The sequence below is a fragment of the Vibrio rumoiensis genome (assembly GCF_002218045.2).
Classification (GTDB): Bacteria; Pseudomonadota; Gammaproteobacteria; order Enterobacterales; family Vibrionaceae; genus Vibrio; species Vibrio rumoiensis.
Genome location: NZ_AP018686.1, coordinates 1,152,921 through 1,169,909 on the forward strand (window position 1 = coordinate 1,152,921; position 16,989 = coordinate 1,169,909).

A 16,989-nucleotide genomic window follows, 5' to 3' on the forward strand; every position below is an offset into this window, starting at 1 on the left:
AAGCATTAACTCATATCCTATTCAATCACTTATTTATTCTTTTATTTTCCGCTACTTTAACCGGTTTTATTTTTTGAAATCGATAGACCGCCACCACCACAATGATGATTCCAGCCACCGTTATTTCACTTAGCTTTTCACCAAAGATTAAGTAATCAAACAGGATGGCCAATAGCGGTATGCAGTAGAAAAGTACACTTACTTGACTGGCGCTGCCTCGTTTCAGCATATAAAGCAACAACATCACGGCTCCAACCGACACAACAATACTCATCCAAAAAAGAGACAGATACAGCTCGCGAGTCCATGTCACTTGCCAATCCGTACATAAGGCCACGATACTAAATAGCAATACAGTCAATAGATTTTGGTAGACCACCATACTTTCAATATTCATGTTGATGCCTTTTTGTTTAATCGTGCCAAAGGTCAAAGACATCAAAGCAAGGAAGGCAAAAAATAGCCCGATAGCATGCGTCATATCGATCCCTTTAGCTCCAACCACGGCAACACATAAACCAATAAAACCGAGCGCTAAAATGGCGTAACCTTGTTTCGACATGCTTTCTTTGGCAAGAAAAGGCGTAATTAAAGGTTGAAAACCTAGCACCATCGTCACAAGCCCAGGGGATATTCCGGCATCAATCGATAAAATATACGTACTTAAATAAGCAAACTGTAAGAAGAACCCAACCTTTAACACAGCGAGAATTGACGCTTTATCATGACGAAATAATTCAAACTTCAGATTTGGTTTAAGAATCAACAATACGATCGTTGAAAACAAAAATGTGGTGATCGCCCGTAAAAATAAAAACGTCCAAGGTGAGGCATCGATAAGCCCCATCTTCACCATAACGGCTCCACTACTCCACATGATTAAAAATAAAAAGGGCGCTGCCGTTTCAAAACTTATAGGTGAAAGTAATTTATCTATCCTTTGCATCTGCATCCTTTGCCCTTCCATGTCCATTAATTTAGCTCTCAGTATAAAAATCATACTTGATAAAAATGTGCTAAACGGACGGTCTTTATGACCAAAGTGATGATTGTTTTCTCTCTCTACCACTCATTAGCGGTATGACTTTGGCGACTGACCAAAAAACTGAGTAAAACGGCGAGTAAATGCGGAAGGGTTCGAAAAGCCAACTTTCTCCCCAATCAACTGAATAGGAAGATCCGTATGGGTTAAGAGCGCTTTGGCTTTTTCCATTCTCAATTGCAAAACAAACTGTTGGCTAGTTTGCCCTAAGTTTGATTTAAATACGGATTTAAATTGGGTAGGACTTAAAAAGGATAATTTAGCTAATCGTTCGACTGACCAGTTTTGGCTAATGTCCTGTTGTATTTCACTGACCACTTTCGAGATACGAGGGTCGATTCTAAGCGGCTGCCCTTGTTGCGCGAGTAACTGTAACAGCATACTGCACATCGCCTGCTCTAAATCAGTATTTGTCTGACTCATCAATTGCAACCCAGCAAATTGCACATAAGCTAAAGTAGCAGGGGCTAATAAAAACTTTTTTGTTTGGGCGTTATATAAGTTAGGTGGAAGCTGGCTCAAATCAACCACGAGAAAGCGTGCGGCTTCCTCTGCAGAAAAAGCATGATGAGAACCAGCATGAATAACAATCGCATCACCGACACTAACTTTGCCATCAAACTCGCCAACTTGCATTTCAATCACGCCCTGCAAAGGCAATACGATTTGATGATAATCATGCTTATGTTGACGTGATTGACTAATATAAGAACGAATAGATAAACGATCGTTAATCATAACCGTTCACATTCATTACTTTTTAAGGAGATCTTTCAGGTTAGCAAACGGGTTATGTGTTGCCGCCTGATGTTCATCTTCTTTCGGAGTCGAATCCGTAGAGCCATATAAATCATGATCCAAATATTTAGAATGCTCATGATCGTGGCAATATAAACACAATAGTTCCCAGTTGCTGCCATCTTCTGGGTTATTGGTATGGTCGTGGTCTTTATGATGCACCGTCAATTCACGTAAATTAGAATACACAAATTCACGTGCGCAGTTGCCACAAATCCAAGGATAAAGTTTTAAGGCCTTCTCACGGTAGCCACTTTCTTTACGCGCATAACTGGCACTAGTGCCATAAAAATCTGAAGACATTGTCAAATCACCTCGTTATAAAACAGCCCTAATTCCGTACAGGCTTGTTGATTTTACCATGCTAAGCGCCAACTTATCGCCCTTTAAACATAGGCATTAAAAGTGTAACCGAAAGTTAGCATTAAAAAACTATTTACAGTGTAAACCACACGGATATGAGGTATATACTATCACTCAATAATTGTCGTTAAATACAAATCCACCATCACTGACTAAACAATTTTTACATTATTTGCATTTAATCAACGAAAATAAATGTGGCTAAACCGATTGGCAATCAATATGAAAAATACAAATTCATCCCCCTTTATCTCTCTTGTATCTCTTAATATTTTGATTGTATTGGTATTAACGACTGCTGCTTCTTATAGCATTTGGAATCAAGCAAAAATTGACGTCGAATCTTTCATCAGTAGCGTTAAAGAATCGATTTTTTTACTGGGTTCTAGAACGGTCGAAAATAAAAACCTTTTATTAGACATCCTAGAGAATCCACCTAAGAATCTGAACGAGAACCAAGTACCGATTCATTATTATCCACAACGTGATGAATATGGGTTTAATAATGGAGTTAATAATGACAATTTATTAAATGGTACGCTATTAGGTCGTGGACGCCCCCCACAAGCAGTATTAGATAACAGTTATATCTTTCCCTACTTAGAACGCGCGTGGAGCCGCAGTACCCCCTTGTTACTTAGTTCAGACCAATTTTATACCAGCTACCGATATAAATTCATTTATACCATGGGAAATCGGAACATAAAGCGTAAAACATCGGAATACTTAGATGTGATCGTACCAACTCGTTACTCGTCGATGGCGGCAACCGATAAGTCCGTCAAACGACAACTGTATTCACGTGGCTTTTATATTACTCATGCCTATAAAGATACAATTGATAAGACGAATGTCATCTCAGTGATCTCTCCTGTGCATTTTCAAGGCCAACATATCGGTGATATGGGGTTAGACATCTCTACAAGTTATCTCTACGCCTTAAATAATTTCCCCCGTTTAATCAAAAGATATGCTCAAGTCAGTTTGAAAATTCACGGCTTAGAAAGTCCTCTACAGCTCACCGCCAATCACGCTGATAATTTTATTCTCATAACCAAAACTTATGTTTTTGAAGGGTTAGGTTCACTCACACTGAATGTCACTCTCCCAATGATGTTGCATGGTTTACACTCAAAACTGCAATCCATGTTCGTCATTATGTTGATGTTCAATGTTATTTATATCTACTTAATACGAAATAAGCGAGAGCGCTTTCAGCTACAAACGAAAATCATTACTGATGATTTAACCGGGATTTATAATCGCCGAATTATTGATGAGGCTTCATCGAAATCGAAACTAGGCACCACATTTTCACTTATTGTGATGGATGCGAATAAATTCAAAACGATCAATGATACTTACGGACATCAAGAAGGGGATTTAGCAATACAACATATAGCAAGAACACTAAAAGAAAATGTGAGAAAAGAAGATATTTGCATTCGAATGGGCGGAGATGAATTTTGTATCATCTTACCAAACACCGAAATCACACAGGCCCATCTACTCGCCAACGCATTGAAAAGCAAAATTGAGTCGGTGCCCTTTTCTGAGCGTGGGTTATTTGTTCATGTCTCATTTGGAGTCAGTCAGAAACAAAATAATGATGACTTTGATGAGACGTACAAACAAGCGGATAAGCAGTTGTACCTTAATAAACACGACGCATAATCGGTCGTTAATTAGGAATCGTAATCACGCCTAAATATTCAAGCAACATCTCTTGTTGCCACTGGCAGATCATGACACCTTTTAAATTAACCACCCTAATATCAAGCCCCTCCAGCTCGACATGCGATAAATTGCACCCTTGCCAGTTTGCTTGGCTCCATTGTTCACTAGAGAACTCACCTCGGCTGAGATCGGAACCTTCAAATGATGTCCCTTGTAGATTAGCCCCCCGCCAACGGTTCTCAAATAGATCGCATTTTTCTAAACGTTGATTCTCAAAATTTGAATACGATAAATCACATTGGGTAATGTAAGCTGAACAAAAATAAGTGTTATGCGTAATATGATTAGCAAATAGCGTACGAACAAAACTCGCACCTTTTAGCATACAATGACGCAGTTCAATACCGAATGCTGAAGCGCCATCAAAATTAGCCATACTCAGATTACAATGCTTAAAGCTTGCATCATTTAGTTTGGCATAAGCAAAATTACAACCAATGACATCTCCGGATTCAATAAAAACACAATCTAGAAACTGTGCATCAGACAAATCACAACGAGAGAAATCACACTGATAAAAATGACACTTTTTGAAAACGTTACCGCAGAGATCTTGAGAAGAAAAATCATGTTGGTGATAAGTTTGGTTTACTGATCCAGTCATTGTCATTGCTCGTTAATCGAGTGATTTACCCATAAATGAAAAACAAAAAAGCCGCAACAAGTGCGGCTTTTTTTAATTCGTTATAAGTACTTAATTATAGTACTTCAACGTTTGCAGCTTGAGGGCCTTTTTGACCTTGCTCAACTTCAAACGCTACTTTTTGGCCTTCAGCTAGAGTGCGGAAACCTTCACCTGTGATAGCACGGAAGTGAACAAATACGTCTGCGCCGCCATTCTCTTGAGTGATGAAACCGAAACCTTTCTCTTCGTTAAACCACTTAACTGTACCAGTTGTCTTAGACATGGGTAAATCCTATAAATATTTTTTACTAATCAATTACGCTTGTTGCGTGTTATAGCCGGGAATAGAGTTACTTAAGTGATAGCACTTCGAAGGGATACACTTCATTACACAGACTGGTATAGCAGGTGCCGCGAAGACTTCTAAGCAATGTTCAAATAAATAGGTCCGTTACAGGCCGTGTTTAAAGATACTCGGGTTTTTCACTGTTGTATAGGGTTATTTTTAAAAACTTGATCTAAGTTGTTTAAATTTTTTTCAAGCTAACCGCATTCGTTCTTATGTGTTTATTTTTATTACAAAAAATCACTATGGACATCTAAACGTAAAAGCCCCTATTGCGTAAACAATAGGGGCTGATTTACAGACTATTTAAACGAAAATTGATTAATCCAATTCCGTTAATTGACGTTGATATTTTTTATATTGCTGTGTCACATCTTCACTTGGACCACCCGTTAAGATACTGACAGCCACAATCGCAATCGTCGAGAAAATAACCCCCGGAACGATTTCATAAACATCAAACCAACCACCGGTTAATTGCTTCCAAATAACGATAGTAGCTCCACCAATGACAATGCCCGCAAGTGCGCCATTTCGGTTCATCTTAGACCAGTACAAGCTCAGAACGATGGCTGGACCAAATGCCGCACCAAAACCGGCCCAGGCATAAGACACTAAACCAAGCACAGAACTTTCTGGATTCATTGCCAATATCAAAGCAAAGACAGAAACACCAATCACCGCAATACGGCCAACGACAACCACTTGCTCAGGGGTGGCATCTTTCTTAAATACTTGCTTATAGAAATCTTCGGCAAGTGCAGAAGAAGATACGAGCAATTGTGAATCGGCAGTACTCATGATTGCAGCAAGAATTGCGGCTAATAAGATACCCGCCATCACAGGATGGAAAATCGCATTCACCAGAATCATGAAGATTTTTTCACCATCTTCAATGTTCAATGAAGGATGACCATTGACATAAATTAAGCCCACTAGACCGACCATAATCGCGCCCGCCATCGATAACGCGGTCCAAACAACGGCAATACGACGAGCGGTTGTTAAGTCTTTATTGCTACGAGTGGCTTTAAAACGCGCCAATATATGTGGTTGACCGAAGTAGCCTAAGCCCCATGCAACAAGAGAAATAATGGCAATAGCGGTTAATGGCTCACCCTTTGCGGAGGTCCACATATTCAACAATTCAGGATTAATATTATTTAAATCAATATCAACTTGCGTAAAGCCGCCACTCATTGCAGCAATTGGTACTATCAATAGCGCAGCAGACATTAATAAGCCTTGAACTAAATCGGTCCAAGCTACCGCGAGGAAGCCGCCAAACAAGGTGTAGGAAATGACACAAACCGTACCGATCACCACCGCAATTTTATAATCAAGGCCAAAGACTGTTTCAAACAATTTACCGCCTGCCACTAAACCAGAACTGGTGTAGAACAAGAAGAACAACAAAATAAAGAAAGCGGAAATGGTTTGAATTAATTTTGACTTATCTAGGAAACGGCGAGATAAGAAATCGGGAATGGTAATCGCATCCGTCGTAATACTATACGTACGTAAACGCTTAGCACTAATTAACCAGTTAAGCCATGAGCCCACCAATAAACCAGCACAGATCCAAGTGGCTTCCAAACCAGCAGCATAAGCATAACCTGGAACCCCAAGTAATAACCAACCACTCATGTCTGATGCACCAGCAGATAATGCGGCTGGCCACGGTCCTAACGTTCTCCCCCCTAGGAAGTAATCGGTCGAGCTTGAGGTGCGTTTGTACGCATAATAACCAATGGCAAGCATTAGTATTAGATACGCAATAAACGTGCTGCTAATAGCAAAGCTATTCTCAATCATAGATATACCCTTTTTAATTTATTGCTCCCCTTTTCCTGAGGAGCTAATTGTGTATTCTGTTGCGTTTGTGAAAGTAATGAGCGGCTATTAACCATATCAATTACTTAGTGTTGATTACCTAATTCTAGCAGAGTTGCATTGCCCCCTACTGCGGTAATATTGATGGTGCGCGTACGCTCTGTAATAAAGCGCAGCACAAGGCAAGGATCGTGAGCTAATATGCACTCCTTTTCCTCTGATGCCAGATCAATCGTTTCAGCGACAAAAGGCACGATAACGCCGTCTTTTTGTGCTAATAACCGATTAATCGACAATTCTGTCATTGTAGAACCGACAAACGAAGCAATACGAACATCTGAACGAAGCACCGCTTGGTAAGAATCGTAAGCCACAATGTGAACAAGATGAGCGGGTAATGCCGTGGTAATCGCAGTTTCAATACATTGATTTAATCCCATCTCATCACTGCATATAATCACGGCATTCCCCGCAATCACCGCACAAGTCAGTTGAGCCATCACCGCAGCCCATGGCATCCCTGCTTCAACAATCAAAACACAGATACCACGTCCTGCCGTATAAAGCTCATTGGTCTCGCCAGTTGGTCCTGGCATTAATTTAGGTTCCGCCAATCGCAATTGAGCTTGTTGTAAATGATACTTGATTACTGCACTTAATTCAGGCTGTTCCTGCTCTAAATTGCGACAAACGGACAGTAAACACTCACTTTTAAAGGTGTAATCGGTCAAGTTCCACTGTTCCCATGCCGTTTGAGCATCAAAAACCGTGACTTCAGAAAAACGAGTAATAGGTTGCATGACAAACGCTCCTAAGCTGATGGATTAGAGGTGGACATCGCCACTTGAGAAAAACGATATAGGTAATGCGGTCCGCCGGCTTTCGGACCTGTGCCAGATAACCCTTGTCCACCAAATGGTTGAACCCCTACCACCGCACCAACTTGATCGCGATTGATGTAGCAATTTCCGACACGCGCTTGCTTTTCAATCCAGCGATACGTCGTTTCGTTACGGCTATGCACCCCCATGGTTAAACCAAAGCCCGTTTGATTAATATCTTTTACCACTTGAGCCAATTGATTCGCTTTAAAACGAATAATATGAAGAATAGGACCGAATTTTTCCTCTTTAAGGGCTTGAATATTATCGATTTCAATAGCGGTTGGTGGAACAAAATCCCCTCGTTGACACACTTCAGATAGCGGTAATTCAATGACGATACGTTGGGTTTGTTTCATATTCTCTATATGAGCAAGCAGTTTATCTTTGGCGGTTTGATCAATCACCGGACCAACATCGGTTTGATGTAGATAAGGCAAACCAACCGATAGTTCCTGCATTCCCCCTTTAATCAACTCAATAACGCGATCAGCAATATCTTCTTGTACATAGAGCACACGCAGAGCAGAACAACGCTGTCCAGCCGAAGCAAAAGCCGAACGTAGTACATCACGTACCACTTGCTCAGGAAGAGCGGTACTATCCACAATCATGGCATTTTGCCCGCCTGTTTCCGCAATAAAAGGAACCGGTTTTGCGTCACGTTGCGCCAATGTGTGGTTAATACGTTGGGCTGTTGGAGTAGAGCCCGTAAACGCAACCCCAGCAATAGCAGGATGAGACGTTAATGCTTGACCAATTTCAGCGCCATTACCAGGCAGTAATTGAATCACACCTTCAGGGAAACCCGCTTCTAGCATCAACTCAACGGCTCGAGCAGCAATTAAGCTCGTCTGTTCAGCAGGTTTGGCTATGACGGTGTTGCCACTGACTAAAGCCGCAGTGATTTGACCAAGGAAAATCGCCAGTGGGAAGTTCCATGGGCTAATACAGACAAACACGCCATGCCCTTCACGATGAATCACTCGCTCTAATCCATCAAAACCCAATTGTTTCTGAGGGCTAAAAGTACTGTCTTGCTTAGCGTAGAAGCGACAGAAGTCTACCGCTTCACGAACTTCATCAATACTATCGTGTATGGTTTTCCCAGCTTCTTTATGACAAATCGCCACCAGTTCAGCCAAATGATCTTCTAATAGATCCGCTAAACGGTCTAATTTCTCTGAACGCACTTGGTAACCAGCCTTGTTCCACTCATGGAAGCATGACTGAGATACCTCAATTGCTTCGGAAACATGATCAAGGTTAGAAAACACCACAGATCCCAGCGAGATCTTTCTATCATAAGGCGCAGTCACCGATTGGATCTTGGCATGGACAGCATTTTCATCCTTGATCATGCTTTCGTAATATCGCTTACCCGCAATGATAGGACCCGCTTGCCAGGTTTGAGCCAACCAATGTTCCACTTGCGCTTCAAATGGTTCAAGCTCACTTTGAATATCAATATTGACGCCATAGGAATTCTTACGATCAGAGAAAATCGCTGGCGGTAAAGGAATCGCTGGGTTGTTATATTCTTGATGAGCCATCAATGTATCAACGGGATGTTGGTTTAACGTCGCAATTGGGCAGCGAGCATCCACTAAACGATGCACAAACGAACTATTAGCACCATTTTCCAATAAGCGGCGAACCAGATAAGGAAGTAAGTCTTTGTGACTGCCTACTGGAGCGTAAATTCGCACTGACTGCTTGAACGCTTTCATCGCATGTTCATACAATGAATCTCCCATGCCATGTAAACGCTGGAATTCGTAATCTTTATGTTCAGACATCGTGGCAATCGCGCTCACTGTATGCGCATTATGGCTAGCAAATTGTGGAAAGATATTGCCACGAACATGTTCACTTAATAAGAAACGCGCACAGGCAAGATAAGCGACATCGGTGGCTTCTTTACGAGTGTAAACCGGATAGTTTGAGTAACCTGCCTGCTGAGACCATTTGATTTCACTGTCCCAATACGCACCTTTTACCAAACGTAGCGGAATAAGGTCGCCTTGCTCTTTGGCGAGTGCGTTTAGCCAAACCAAAACTGGTAGCGCGCGTTTAGAGTAGGCTTGAATCACTAAACCAAATTTACCCCACCCTTTCGCAGCGTCACTACGATAAAGCTTTTCAAATAACTCTAAAGACATTTCAAGGCGATCGGCTTCTTCTGCATCAATGGTCAGCGCCACACCAAGTTGTCTTGCTTGAACAATCAACTGCTCAACAGTCGCAAATAACTCCGTCATCACTCGGGCTTTATTGGCGACTTCATAACGTGGGTGCAAAGCCGATAACTTGATGGAAACCGAAGGCGCGGGACTAATCGAATGATCAAATTTGTCATTCCCCACTGCAGTAATCGCCATTAAGTAATCATTAAAGTACTTTTGCGAATCTTGAGTGGTGAGCGCTGCCTCGCCTAACATATCGTAAGAATAGGTATAACCTTTATCGCGCATAGTCTTGCCATTCTTTTGCGCTTCAGCAATCGTGCGACCGAGCACAAATTGATGGCCCATAATTTTCATCGCTTGATGCATCGCCTTACGAATCACCGGCTCAGACATTTTGTTAACCAAACGATTCAAGCCTTGAGTTGGACTTTGCGCTTCTGATTCTTTCAAGCCGATAACTTTACCGGTCAGCATTAATCCCCAAGTCGAAGCGTTAACAAACACAGAATCCGAATTTTTAAGGTGAGATTTCCAATCTGCCACGCTCAGTTTGTCGCGAATCAATGCATCGGCGGTCGCCGCATCTGGAATACGCATTAACGCTTCCGCCAGACACATTAATAAAATACCTTCGTGAGTATCTAAGCTGTATTCAAGCAAAAGCGCATCAATCATTTGCACTGACTTCTTATCAGCACGAATGGTTTTAATAAGCTCGGTAGTTTGCGTTTCTATCGATTGCTTTTCCTGATCACTAGGCATTGCTAATGGTAAAAGCTGCTTCAGCCAAGTCGATTCATCGACCATATATAAAGGAGAGATTAACGCCCACAGTTGATTTAAGGGCTGTTGATTAAATTCCGTTTTCAACACATCTGTTGCAGTAAACATGCATTTTCCTCATACAAATCGGAACAAGTTTTGTGGATAGTCTTAATTAACCGAAGTGTAGTGTGAAAAACACAATCATAATTGTTTAAATCTCCGTTTCATTTGTCAAAAAGAATGCTTAGAAACAAAAAACCAACAAGATCACACAATTTAATCACAATGAAAGGGAAATCAGTTTAACGCTGCTTACGAAAAGTAGAAGGTGACATGCCGATAATACGGGTAAAACTGTGAGTAAATACGCTCTGATCCGAAAAGCCAACCATTGCAGCAATATTGCCAAAACTATACTGCCCTTCTTTGATTAAACGCTTTGCATCTTCCATTCGTTTCATTAACACATATTGATGTGGTGTCACACCAACCTGAGCTTTGAATAACAGATGAAATTGGCTTTCACCAAGGAATGAGCAAGCTGCTAAATCGGAAACGGTAATTTTTGACGCTAAGTGTTGGTGAATATAGCGATCGATCAATTCCATATTTAAGCGATGGCCTTTTTTATACATCTCAAATTTCTTAATATGGCGATTCAATAAAGCGATGATGGTATCTTGGCAAGCGCGACATAATAGTAAGTCGTCAGGGCTCGATTTGATCTCTTGCACTAACATTTGAATTAGCTGCTGAATTTGGAAATCTAATTGGAAATAAACTTCTTCGGAAAGTAGATCGTCGAGCAAATGCGCAACAGACGAGTCCGACTGGCTAATATCTAAAAAATTAAGCACCAGAATATCGGATGCACCAATCCCACCAAAGCTGTGCTCAGAAGAAGCACGAACAATACACCCTTGCCCTGGGCCTATTAAATTGACCTCACCTTCTACATCAAATTCAGCTCGACCAGATAGGCCAATCACGATTTGAGTATAGTCGTGCTGGTGGCGATCCATGTGACTCGGTAAAGTGATCACTTGCGCAGGTTTTGGTGATTCAGGGTGAAGCTCATCAAAGGTAGGCATAGTCCATTATATCCTTTGCTTCACTTGATCATCGTTCCGAAACGATGATCAAGTGTGTCTATTTTACGGTTAAATGCCGCTCAATAATTTATGGTGCTAAACGAGAGATATCCCAGCTGGTAGGCGATGCATCTTGTTTGCTATACACAAAGCGATCATGAAGACGATGTTCTCCCCCTTGCCAAAATTCAATCGTATCGACTTTGACACGATAGCCGCCCCAAAAAGTCGGTACAGGAATTTTACCTTCAGCAAACTTGGCTTTGAGTTCCATGTATTTACCTTCTAATACACTACGGGCAGAAATACGGCTACTTTGCTTACTCGCCCAAGCCGCTAACTGACTTTCTTTTGGTCGCGAAGTGAAGTACTTCATGTTTTCCATCGCAGTTAACTTTTCAACCGTACCAGTAATATGAACTTGCCTTTCCATTGAGTGCCATGGGAAATGTAGACTAATGCGATTATTGTGCTGTAAGTGTTGCGCTTTACGGCTACCTAAATTGGTATAAAACACGAATCCATCATCATCGACATTTTTCAACAATACAATGCGTTGGAATGGTTGACCATGTTCATCCACCGTTGCTACCGTCATCGCCGTCGGATCGGATAAGCCAGATTCGATCGCTTGCTGTAGCCATAAATTAAATTGCTCGACAGGATTGTCTGCTAGATCTGAACGTTTTAAGGCGTTCATCGCATACTCACGGCGCATATCAGAAAGTTTCATGTATTTTCCCTAATTCTCTTTTTTATTATTTTGCGCTTAACGCCTAGTGAATTCAAGACGCATCAGGTGCGATCGGCTATATGAACTCAATGACCAAGTTTACAGTGTAAATCGAGTAAATAGCCTTTAATGATTTACACTGTAAATTGCTGTAACCATTGTCGCAATTGTTGCTCAATCTGTTTTCTCCCGGCCAGTTTATATTTAACTGAAACCGTCTGCCATGAATGAAATAGTAATACCTTATCAATCACAACAGAGATAAGATCGCTCCCCCCCTTGCTCTGTTGAGCTAGTTCTGAAAATGGATTCACTTGTGATAAATACTCGATAACAAATCGACTATACCAAGGTACAACCGATTCAAAACTATTGCCGCCCAAAGCAAAATTAGCCAACATGGGTGAAAGCGATAATGGTGCTGAAGTCTTTTCTGGTTGTAACAATAAACTCGCTAATGTGTCATGTTCAACATCTTGGTATTGCAACGGAAGAACGCGCTGAAAATTATCGCAACAATTCAAAACAGCTTGCTTAATCCAGACTTCAGATTGCTCAGATAATGCTTGAACCATAAATACCGAATAACAACCACTTGCATGATCACGACGCGTTCCAACTGAAACCAAATCAAATTCCTTCTTCCAGAAATTGACTAATTCAGCACTTGCGCCAAAACTCACCGATAAAAAATCAACCTGACTCTTTTGCTTTGCCGAGGTTAATTGTTTTTGTAATAGCTGTAGAACAAAGCGACCAACCCCGCCCCCTTGCCAATGTTGGTCAATCGCAATTCGCATAATACGAGCCGATGTTTGTTCCGCAGGCTGATTCATCGATAAATGATTGGTAAGATAGGACGCGGCTAAGTGCCCTTTTGGTCGGCGAACGCCTAACTGAATATCTTTAATCAATGGCTCATCTAATCCACCTTCAAAGGCAACTAACAAGCAGCCAATCACTTGCGGCTTATTTAGCTTCTCATTTAATGGTGAGTAACAGACTTGGTAAACTTGAATATCATCAGAGGCTAAAACTTGCATCACATCATTGGGCGATGTTTGATAATGGGCAGTGACTAACAAACTAAATATAGAACGAAATAATTCCGCATCATTAATGAGTTCTTGCTTCGATACACAACAAAGATTTATATGAGAAAAATCCAATGACTTAGAATTGACTCGATGCAAAGATGTTTTTTTATACTCAGTCTCATCATCCACATTAAGCAAGAATGTCTCAAACGACCAATTCTCTAATGGATCATTTTCCGCCCATCGAATAGGTTGAGTCAGTTCTAGGTGTCTCCATCCCGGACGGTGTTGATTCAACCACTGCATAAATTTAATTGAAAAACCACGACCACAGCCTTCATAACCATGAATGGTTGAGCTGAACACTAAGCGATGAAAACGATTAACGAAATTTTTCAGCATAGGTAACGGAAGTGCAGCCGCTTCATCAACAAAAACAACATCGGCTTCTACATCAGTAATATTCAGTTCATCAGGAGCAACAAAGCGCAACCTTGAACCATTAGAAAGAACCCATTCCGTACGTGTTTTAGATACCCAATTGAAATCCCCAACCAACTTATCTGCGAAAGAAAATAATGGCGATAGCGCATTGATAGAAGGAGCCGTAACGACGATTGTCATCACTCGCCCAGACATCAACTTCACCGCGGCCATACCTAAACTCGCCGTTTTGCCGCGTCCTCGATTAGCATTTAAAACCAGAGGTCGACGACGATGGCCAGTGACGACCTTCTCAATCGCTTCGATAGATTTGGATTGTTGATTATCTCGATTAAGAGTCGGCGAAACCCCATCAAACTCGGCATCATCAACTGGTGAATATTGATGAGAAAGGCTATCGACACTTGGCCAACGTTTGAAGTGTTGCGCGAGCCATTGAGTTTGGTTGGTATCAGGTAAAGATTCAAAATGAATAATGAAAAGAATGCCCCCTCCCATTAATGCTCCAAGAGCCGCATTAAAACTGTTGGCGTCAAACCCTGCACTAAAATCAACAACGAGCAACTCTACCTCTTGTCCAAGTAACCTCTGACCTTGTTTAAACGTATAATGTGGGCCATTAAATAAAGGCTGATGACCACCGAGCCACGCCGTTCTTGTGATATCAATCTTCTGCTGCTGAATAAATTGTTCTAATAGCAAACCGGCTTCGCCATCATTTAACTGTAATTGCACAGCAAAACGTTTATGGGCAAGACGCAACTGAGAAGACAAGGTACTGAGGTATTTGAGTGCTGACATGCATATTTCTAAATTTAAAATCAATGAAGTAAGCATATCACAGAGATAAAAAAAGCCGCACAAATGGCGGCTTAATAATAAATAAGGAGGACTTGGCTCAAAATTACTGCGTTAATTTACCTTGGACATAAGACAAGATTTCTTGCATCAATTCATCATCGACCTTTTTTAGAGAAAGTGATAAGTTAGCCCCTTTACGAGTATAGCTTACCCGCCCTTTCACTAACTCAACTTTATCTGAAGCCGCTTCTTTTTTCGTTGGAACCAGCTCTTCAATCCACGCTTCTAGCTGACTTGACACTTCTTTGGTTAAACGAGCCACACCTTGAGATTGTGAATGTTGCCAAATTGCACCATGCTCATTACGACACTTCTCAAGCAATATTTCTTGCGACTTTTGCGGCAATGAAAAATACTGTTTATGCAGTTTAACGATAGTCGGACGACCAACATCGCTCACATTTGGGTAAGCTTGTAATAAAGCCAATGGTAAAGCCGCTGCTTTCAACGCCCCACTCACCAACGCTTCACTACATTGGAACATTTGAGCGAGTGCTTTTTGATCTTCAGCAGCACCAGAATCTAATTTCGCTTGCATCTCACGGCCACGTTCATATAAAGACAGTGGTTTATGTGCATTCGCTACATCAGATAAAAACTTCGCGTGATCCGATTGAATATCATCAGCAACATAAATAAGAAAATCTTTTTGCGCCAAAATACACGACATACGACGACGGCTACCGTCAAGGACTTCAATTTTCCCTTCAGCATTACGTCGACCAACTGCAGGATATTGCTGACCACGCTCTTTCAGCGTAACTAAAATGTCAGATAAAGCATGCTCATTTAAAAATGATTGTTCACGTGAATTCTCAGCAAACACCACCGTTTGGCTTTCAATCTCGTCAGCCGGAATCGACATTAATTCAAAGGCAACCAAATCTTGTCCAGCAATCGCCAGTTCAATCACTTGTGCTTTTTCCTTTACCGCTGCTTGAGCTTCCACAGGAGAAGTCGCACGGCGCTTATTCGCTTTACCAAATAATTTAGCATTTAATTCGGAAGTTTTAATCGCCATTATTTATCCCCCTGGTTTAATGACGCCCAATGGCTATGCATAACTCGCTCTAATTCTAGTGCACTTTTTTGAATTGCATCTTGTGCGGTTGCTAAGGTTTTCTTACCACCTTCAAAATCACCCGCCGTTAAATCAAATACCGTACTGTAGGTATCGGCGCAAGTTTCAAATGCACGGCTACGTGGAATCGTCGCCATCATCACCTGCTCAGCCAGAAGATAATTCATTTCCGTTAATACCGAGACTTGCTTTTTGTTGTCATCTTCAAACATGGTCGGCATTAAACGAACGAACTCTAAACCTTGCCAATCTTCAGGGAACATTTCATAGACGGTCGGTAAATGCTGGAAGAAGTTAACCGTAGAAGCCCAGTCCAAGCGTTTTGCAGCACATGGAATCAATAAAGCATTAGAAGCATACATCGCATTCCATACGAGAGGATCAACGTGTGGGCCAGTATCCATCATGATAATGTCGAAGTCATCGGCAATTTTATCAATCAGCTTTTCTTTTAATAGCTTAACAATATCAAGCGATTGGTTTTGAGATAAATGTTGCCAAGCTTCTGCATTAAACATCGCATCTTCAGGGAACGCCGAAATCGTTTTTAGGTTTGGATATTGAGTTGGTAATAACACATTTTTACGTAAAAACTCGGTATCAACCTCTACCCCTTCAGGAACATTATCCAGCATCACATCGACTGCCGAGTAAATTTCTTCGTGGTCATCGACACTAATTTGCGGGTTTAAGAACAAACGTAACGAACCTTGAGGATCCAAATCGATTAAGCAAATACGGTAACGTTTATCAAGATTCAATGCTAAACAAGCGGCAATGTGAACCGCGGACATCGATTTCCCAGTACCACCTTTTTGGTTCTGAACATTCACAATCCAAGGTTTATTGCCCGTATTCTTCTTACGTTGATAGAACATATCAACGCCAGCTGCATCCATTAACTGGTGCGCTTCACTTAGAGTAATTGAATAATGGTTGGCATTATTTTTGGTAAATTGGTGTCCTGCGGCTTCCATTTTAGCAATGGCTTCGTCTAGCTTGCGGCGTGTCAGCCCAGATCGGGTTTCCATCAAAGCTTTAGACATCGCAGGAAAATGCTCATCTTTTCGTTCTTCTAAAACAATCTCGATACGATCTGCTTGAACCTGTTTCGTTTGTTCAGCAAGGCGCTCCAAATTTTGAATCGTCTGTTCTCTTTTCAT

General features: G+C 41.4%; 14 protein-coding genes. 1 reads left to right on the forward strand and 13 read right to left on the reverse strand.

Translation table 11 applies throughout. From position 1 onward, the window contains the following. Window positions 1-25: 25 nt before the first annotated feature. The 3 genes from VRUMOI_RS17665 to VRUMOI_RS17675 form a co-directional block, all read right to left on the reverse strand. On the reverse strand, window positions 26-946 hold the full coding sequence (locus VRUMOI_RS17665) for a DMT family transporter (protein WP_162598445.1): 921 nt from the start codon (window positions 944-946) through the stop codon (window positions 26-28). 126 nt (window positions 947-1,072) lie between these two features. After that, window positions 1,073-1,780 (reverse strand): AraC family transcriptional regulator, encoded by a 708-nt coding sequence (locus VRUMOI_RS17670; protein ID WP_089139356.1) that lies wholly within the window; start codon window positions 1,778-1,780, stop codon window positions 1,073-1,075. A 15-nt stretch (window positions 1,781-1,795) separates the two neighbouring features. Continuing rightward, on the reverse strand, window positions 1,796-2,143 hold the full coding sequence (locus tag VRUMOI_RS17675; RefSeq protein WP_089139355.1) for a YajD family HNH nuclease: 348 nt from the start codon (window positions 2,141-2,143) through the stop codon (window positions 1,796-1,798). Between the two features lie 282 nt (window positions 2,144-2,425). Between VRUMOI_RS17675 and VRUMOI_RS17680 the strand changes: the two genes are divergently transcribed. Further along, window positions 2,426-3,877, forward strand: coding sequence for a GGDEF domain-containing protein (locus VRUMOI_RS17680; RefSeq protein WP_162598446.1), 1,452 nt, complete (start codon window positions 2,426-2,428; stop codon window positions 3,875-3,877). A gap of 7 nt (window positions 3,878-3,884) precedes the next feature. Here the strand turns inward: VRUMOI_RS17680 and VRUMOI_RS17685 are convergent, their stop codons facing one another. The 10 genes from VRUMOI_RS17685 to VRUMOI_RS17730 all read right to left on the reverse strand — a co-directional run bounded on the left by VRUMOI_RS17685 (window position 3,885) and on the right by VRUMOI_RS17730 (window position 16,989). Next, window positions 3,885-4,544 carry a Qnr family pentapeptide repeat protein gene (locus VRUMOI_RS17685; RefSeq protein ID WP_231897539.1) on the reverse strand — a complete coding sequence of 220 codons (660 nt, stop codon included), beginning with the start codon at window positions 4,542-4,544 and terminating at the stop codon, window positions 3,885-3,887. A gap of 94 nt (window positions 4,545-4,638) precedes the next feature. Continuing rightward, window positions 4,639-4,848: a transcription antiterminator/RNA stability regulator CspE gene (gene cspE / locus VRUMOI_RS17690; RefSeq protein ID WP_017025474.1), complete on the reverse strand. Its 210-nt coding sequence runs from the start codon at window positions 4,846-4,848 to the stop codon at window positions 4,639-4,641. Window positions 4,849-5,232: 384 nt separating this feature from the next. Beyond that, window positions 5,233-6,726, reverse strand: a complete 1,494-nt coding sequence (gene putP, locus VRUMOI_RS17695) for a sodium/proline symporter PutP (protein WP_089139352.1) — start codon at window positions 6,724-6,726, stop codon at window positions 5,233-5,235. Window positions 6,727-6,830: 104 nt separating this feature from the next. After that, the gene (locus tag VRUMOI_RS17700; protein ID WP_089139351.1) at window positions 6,831-7,544 is read right to left on the reverse strand and encodes an aldehyde dehydrogenase family protein; all 714 of its coding nucleotides are present in this window, start codon (window positions 7,542-7,544) and stop codon (window positions 6,831-6,833) included. 11 nt (window positions 7,545-7,555) lie between these two features. Then, window positions 7,556-10,705, reverse strand: a complete 3,150-nt coding sequence (putA, locus tag VRUMOI_RS17705; RefSeq protein ID WP_089139350.1) for a bifunctional proline dehydrogenase/L-glutamate gamma-semialdehyde dehydrogenase PutA — start codon at window positions 10,703-10,705, stop codon at window positions 7,556-7,558. Window positions 10,706-10,881: 176 nt separating this feature from the next. Further along, window positions 10,882-11,670 carry a helix-turn-helix transcriptional regulator gene (locus VRUMOI_RS17710; protein WP_089139349.1) on the reverse strand — a complete coding sequence of 263 codons (789 nt, stop codon included), beginning with the start codon at window positions 11,668-11,670 and terminating at the stop codon, window positions 10,882-10,884. Between the two features lie 88 nt (window positions 11,671-11,758). Beyond that, window positions 11,759-12,403, reverse strand: coding sequence for a pyridoxamine 5'-phosphate oxidase (gene pdxH, locus VRUMOI_RS17715; RefSeq protein WP_089139348.1), 645 nt, complete (start codon window positions 12,401-12,403; stop codon window positions 11,759-11,761). A 134-nt stretch (window positions 12,404-12,537) separates the two neighbouring features. Beyond that, window positions 12,538-14,685, reverse strand: coding sequence for a GNAT family N-acetyltransferase (locus tag VRUMOI_RS17720; RefSeq protein WP_162598447.1), 2,148 nt, complete (start codon window positions 14,683-14,685; stop codon window positions 12,538-12,540). Window positions 14,686-14,788: 103 nt separating this feature from the next. Continuing rightward, window positions 14,789-15,766, reverse strand: a complete 978-nt coding sequence (locus tag VRUMOI_RS17725; protein ID WP_089139346.1) for a ParB/RepB/Spo0J family partition protein — start codon at window positions 15,764-15,766, stop codon at window positions 14,789-14,791. Beyond that, window positions 15,766-16,989: an AAA family ATPase gene (locus VRUMOI_RS17730; protein WP_089139345.1), complete on the reverse strand. Its 1,224-nt coding sequence runs from the start codon at window positions 16,987-16,989 to the stop codon at window positions 15,766-15,768. The genes VRUMOI_RS17725 and VRUMOI_RS17730 overlap by 1 nt, the downstream gene beginning before the upstream one ends.

Excerpts from the sequence above, each read along its gene's own strand:
- VRUMOI_RS17680 (WP_162598446.1), top strand. The coding sequence starts at position 2,426 with ATGAAAAATACAAATTCATCCCCCTTTATCTCTCTTGTATCTCTTAAT.
- pdxH (WP_089139348.1), bottom strand. The coding sequence starts at position 12,403 with ATGAAACTTTCTGATATGCGCCGTGAGTATGCGATGAACGCCTTAAAA.
- VRUMOI_RS17700 (WP_089139351.1), bottom strand. The coding sequence starts at position 7,544 with ATGCAACCTATTACTCGTTTTTCTGAAGTCACGGTTTTTGATGCTCAA.
- VRUMOI_RS17670 (WP_089139356.1), bottom strand. The coding sequence starts at position 1,780 with ATGATTAACGATCGTTTATCTATTCGTTCTTATATTAGTCAATCACGT.
- VRUMOI_RS17665 (WP_162598445.1), bottom strand. The coding sequence starts at position 946 with ATGCAAAGGATAGATAAATTACTTTCACCTATAAGTTTTGAAACGGCA.
- VRUMOI_RS17725 (WP_089139346.1), bottom strand. The coding sequence starts at position 15,766 with ATGGCGATTAAAACTTCCGAATTAAATGCTAAATTATTTGGTAAAGCG.
- putP (WP_089139352.1), bottom strand. The coding sequence starts at position 6,726 with ATGATTGAGAATAGCTTTGCTATTAGCAGCACGTTTATTGCGTATCTA.
- cspE (WP_017025474.1), bottom strand. The coding sequence starts at position 4,848 with ATGTCTAAGACAACTGGTACAGTTAAGTGGTTTAACGAAGAGAAAGGT.
- VRUMOI_RS17675 (WP_089139355.1), bottom strand. The coding sequence starts at position 2,143 with ATGTCTTCAGATTTTTATGGCACTAGTGCCAGTTATGCGCGTAAAGAA.
- VRUMOI_RS17685 (WP_231897539.1), bottom strand. The coding sequence starts at position 4,544 with ATGACTGGATCAGTAAACCAAACTTATCACCAACATGATTTTTCTTCT.
- VRUMOI_RS17710 (WP_089139349.1), bottom strand. The coding sequence starts at position 11,670 with ATGCCTACCTTTGATGAGCTTCACCCTGAATCACCAAAACCTGCGCAA.
- putA (WP_089139350.1), bottom strand. The coding sequence starts at position 10,705 with ATGTTTACTGCAACAGATGTGTTGAAAACGGAATTTAATCAACAGCCC.
- VRUMOI_RS17720 (WP_162598447.1), bottom strand. The coding sequence starts at position 14,685 with ATGTCAGCACTCAAATACCTCAGTACCTTGTCTTCTCAGTTGCGTCTT.
- VRUMOI_RS17730 (WP_089139345.1), bottom strand. The coding sequence starts at position 16,989 with ATGAAAAGAGAACAGACGATTCAAAATTTGGAGCGCCTTGCTGAACAA.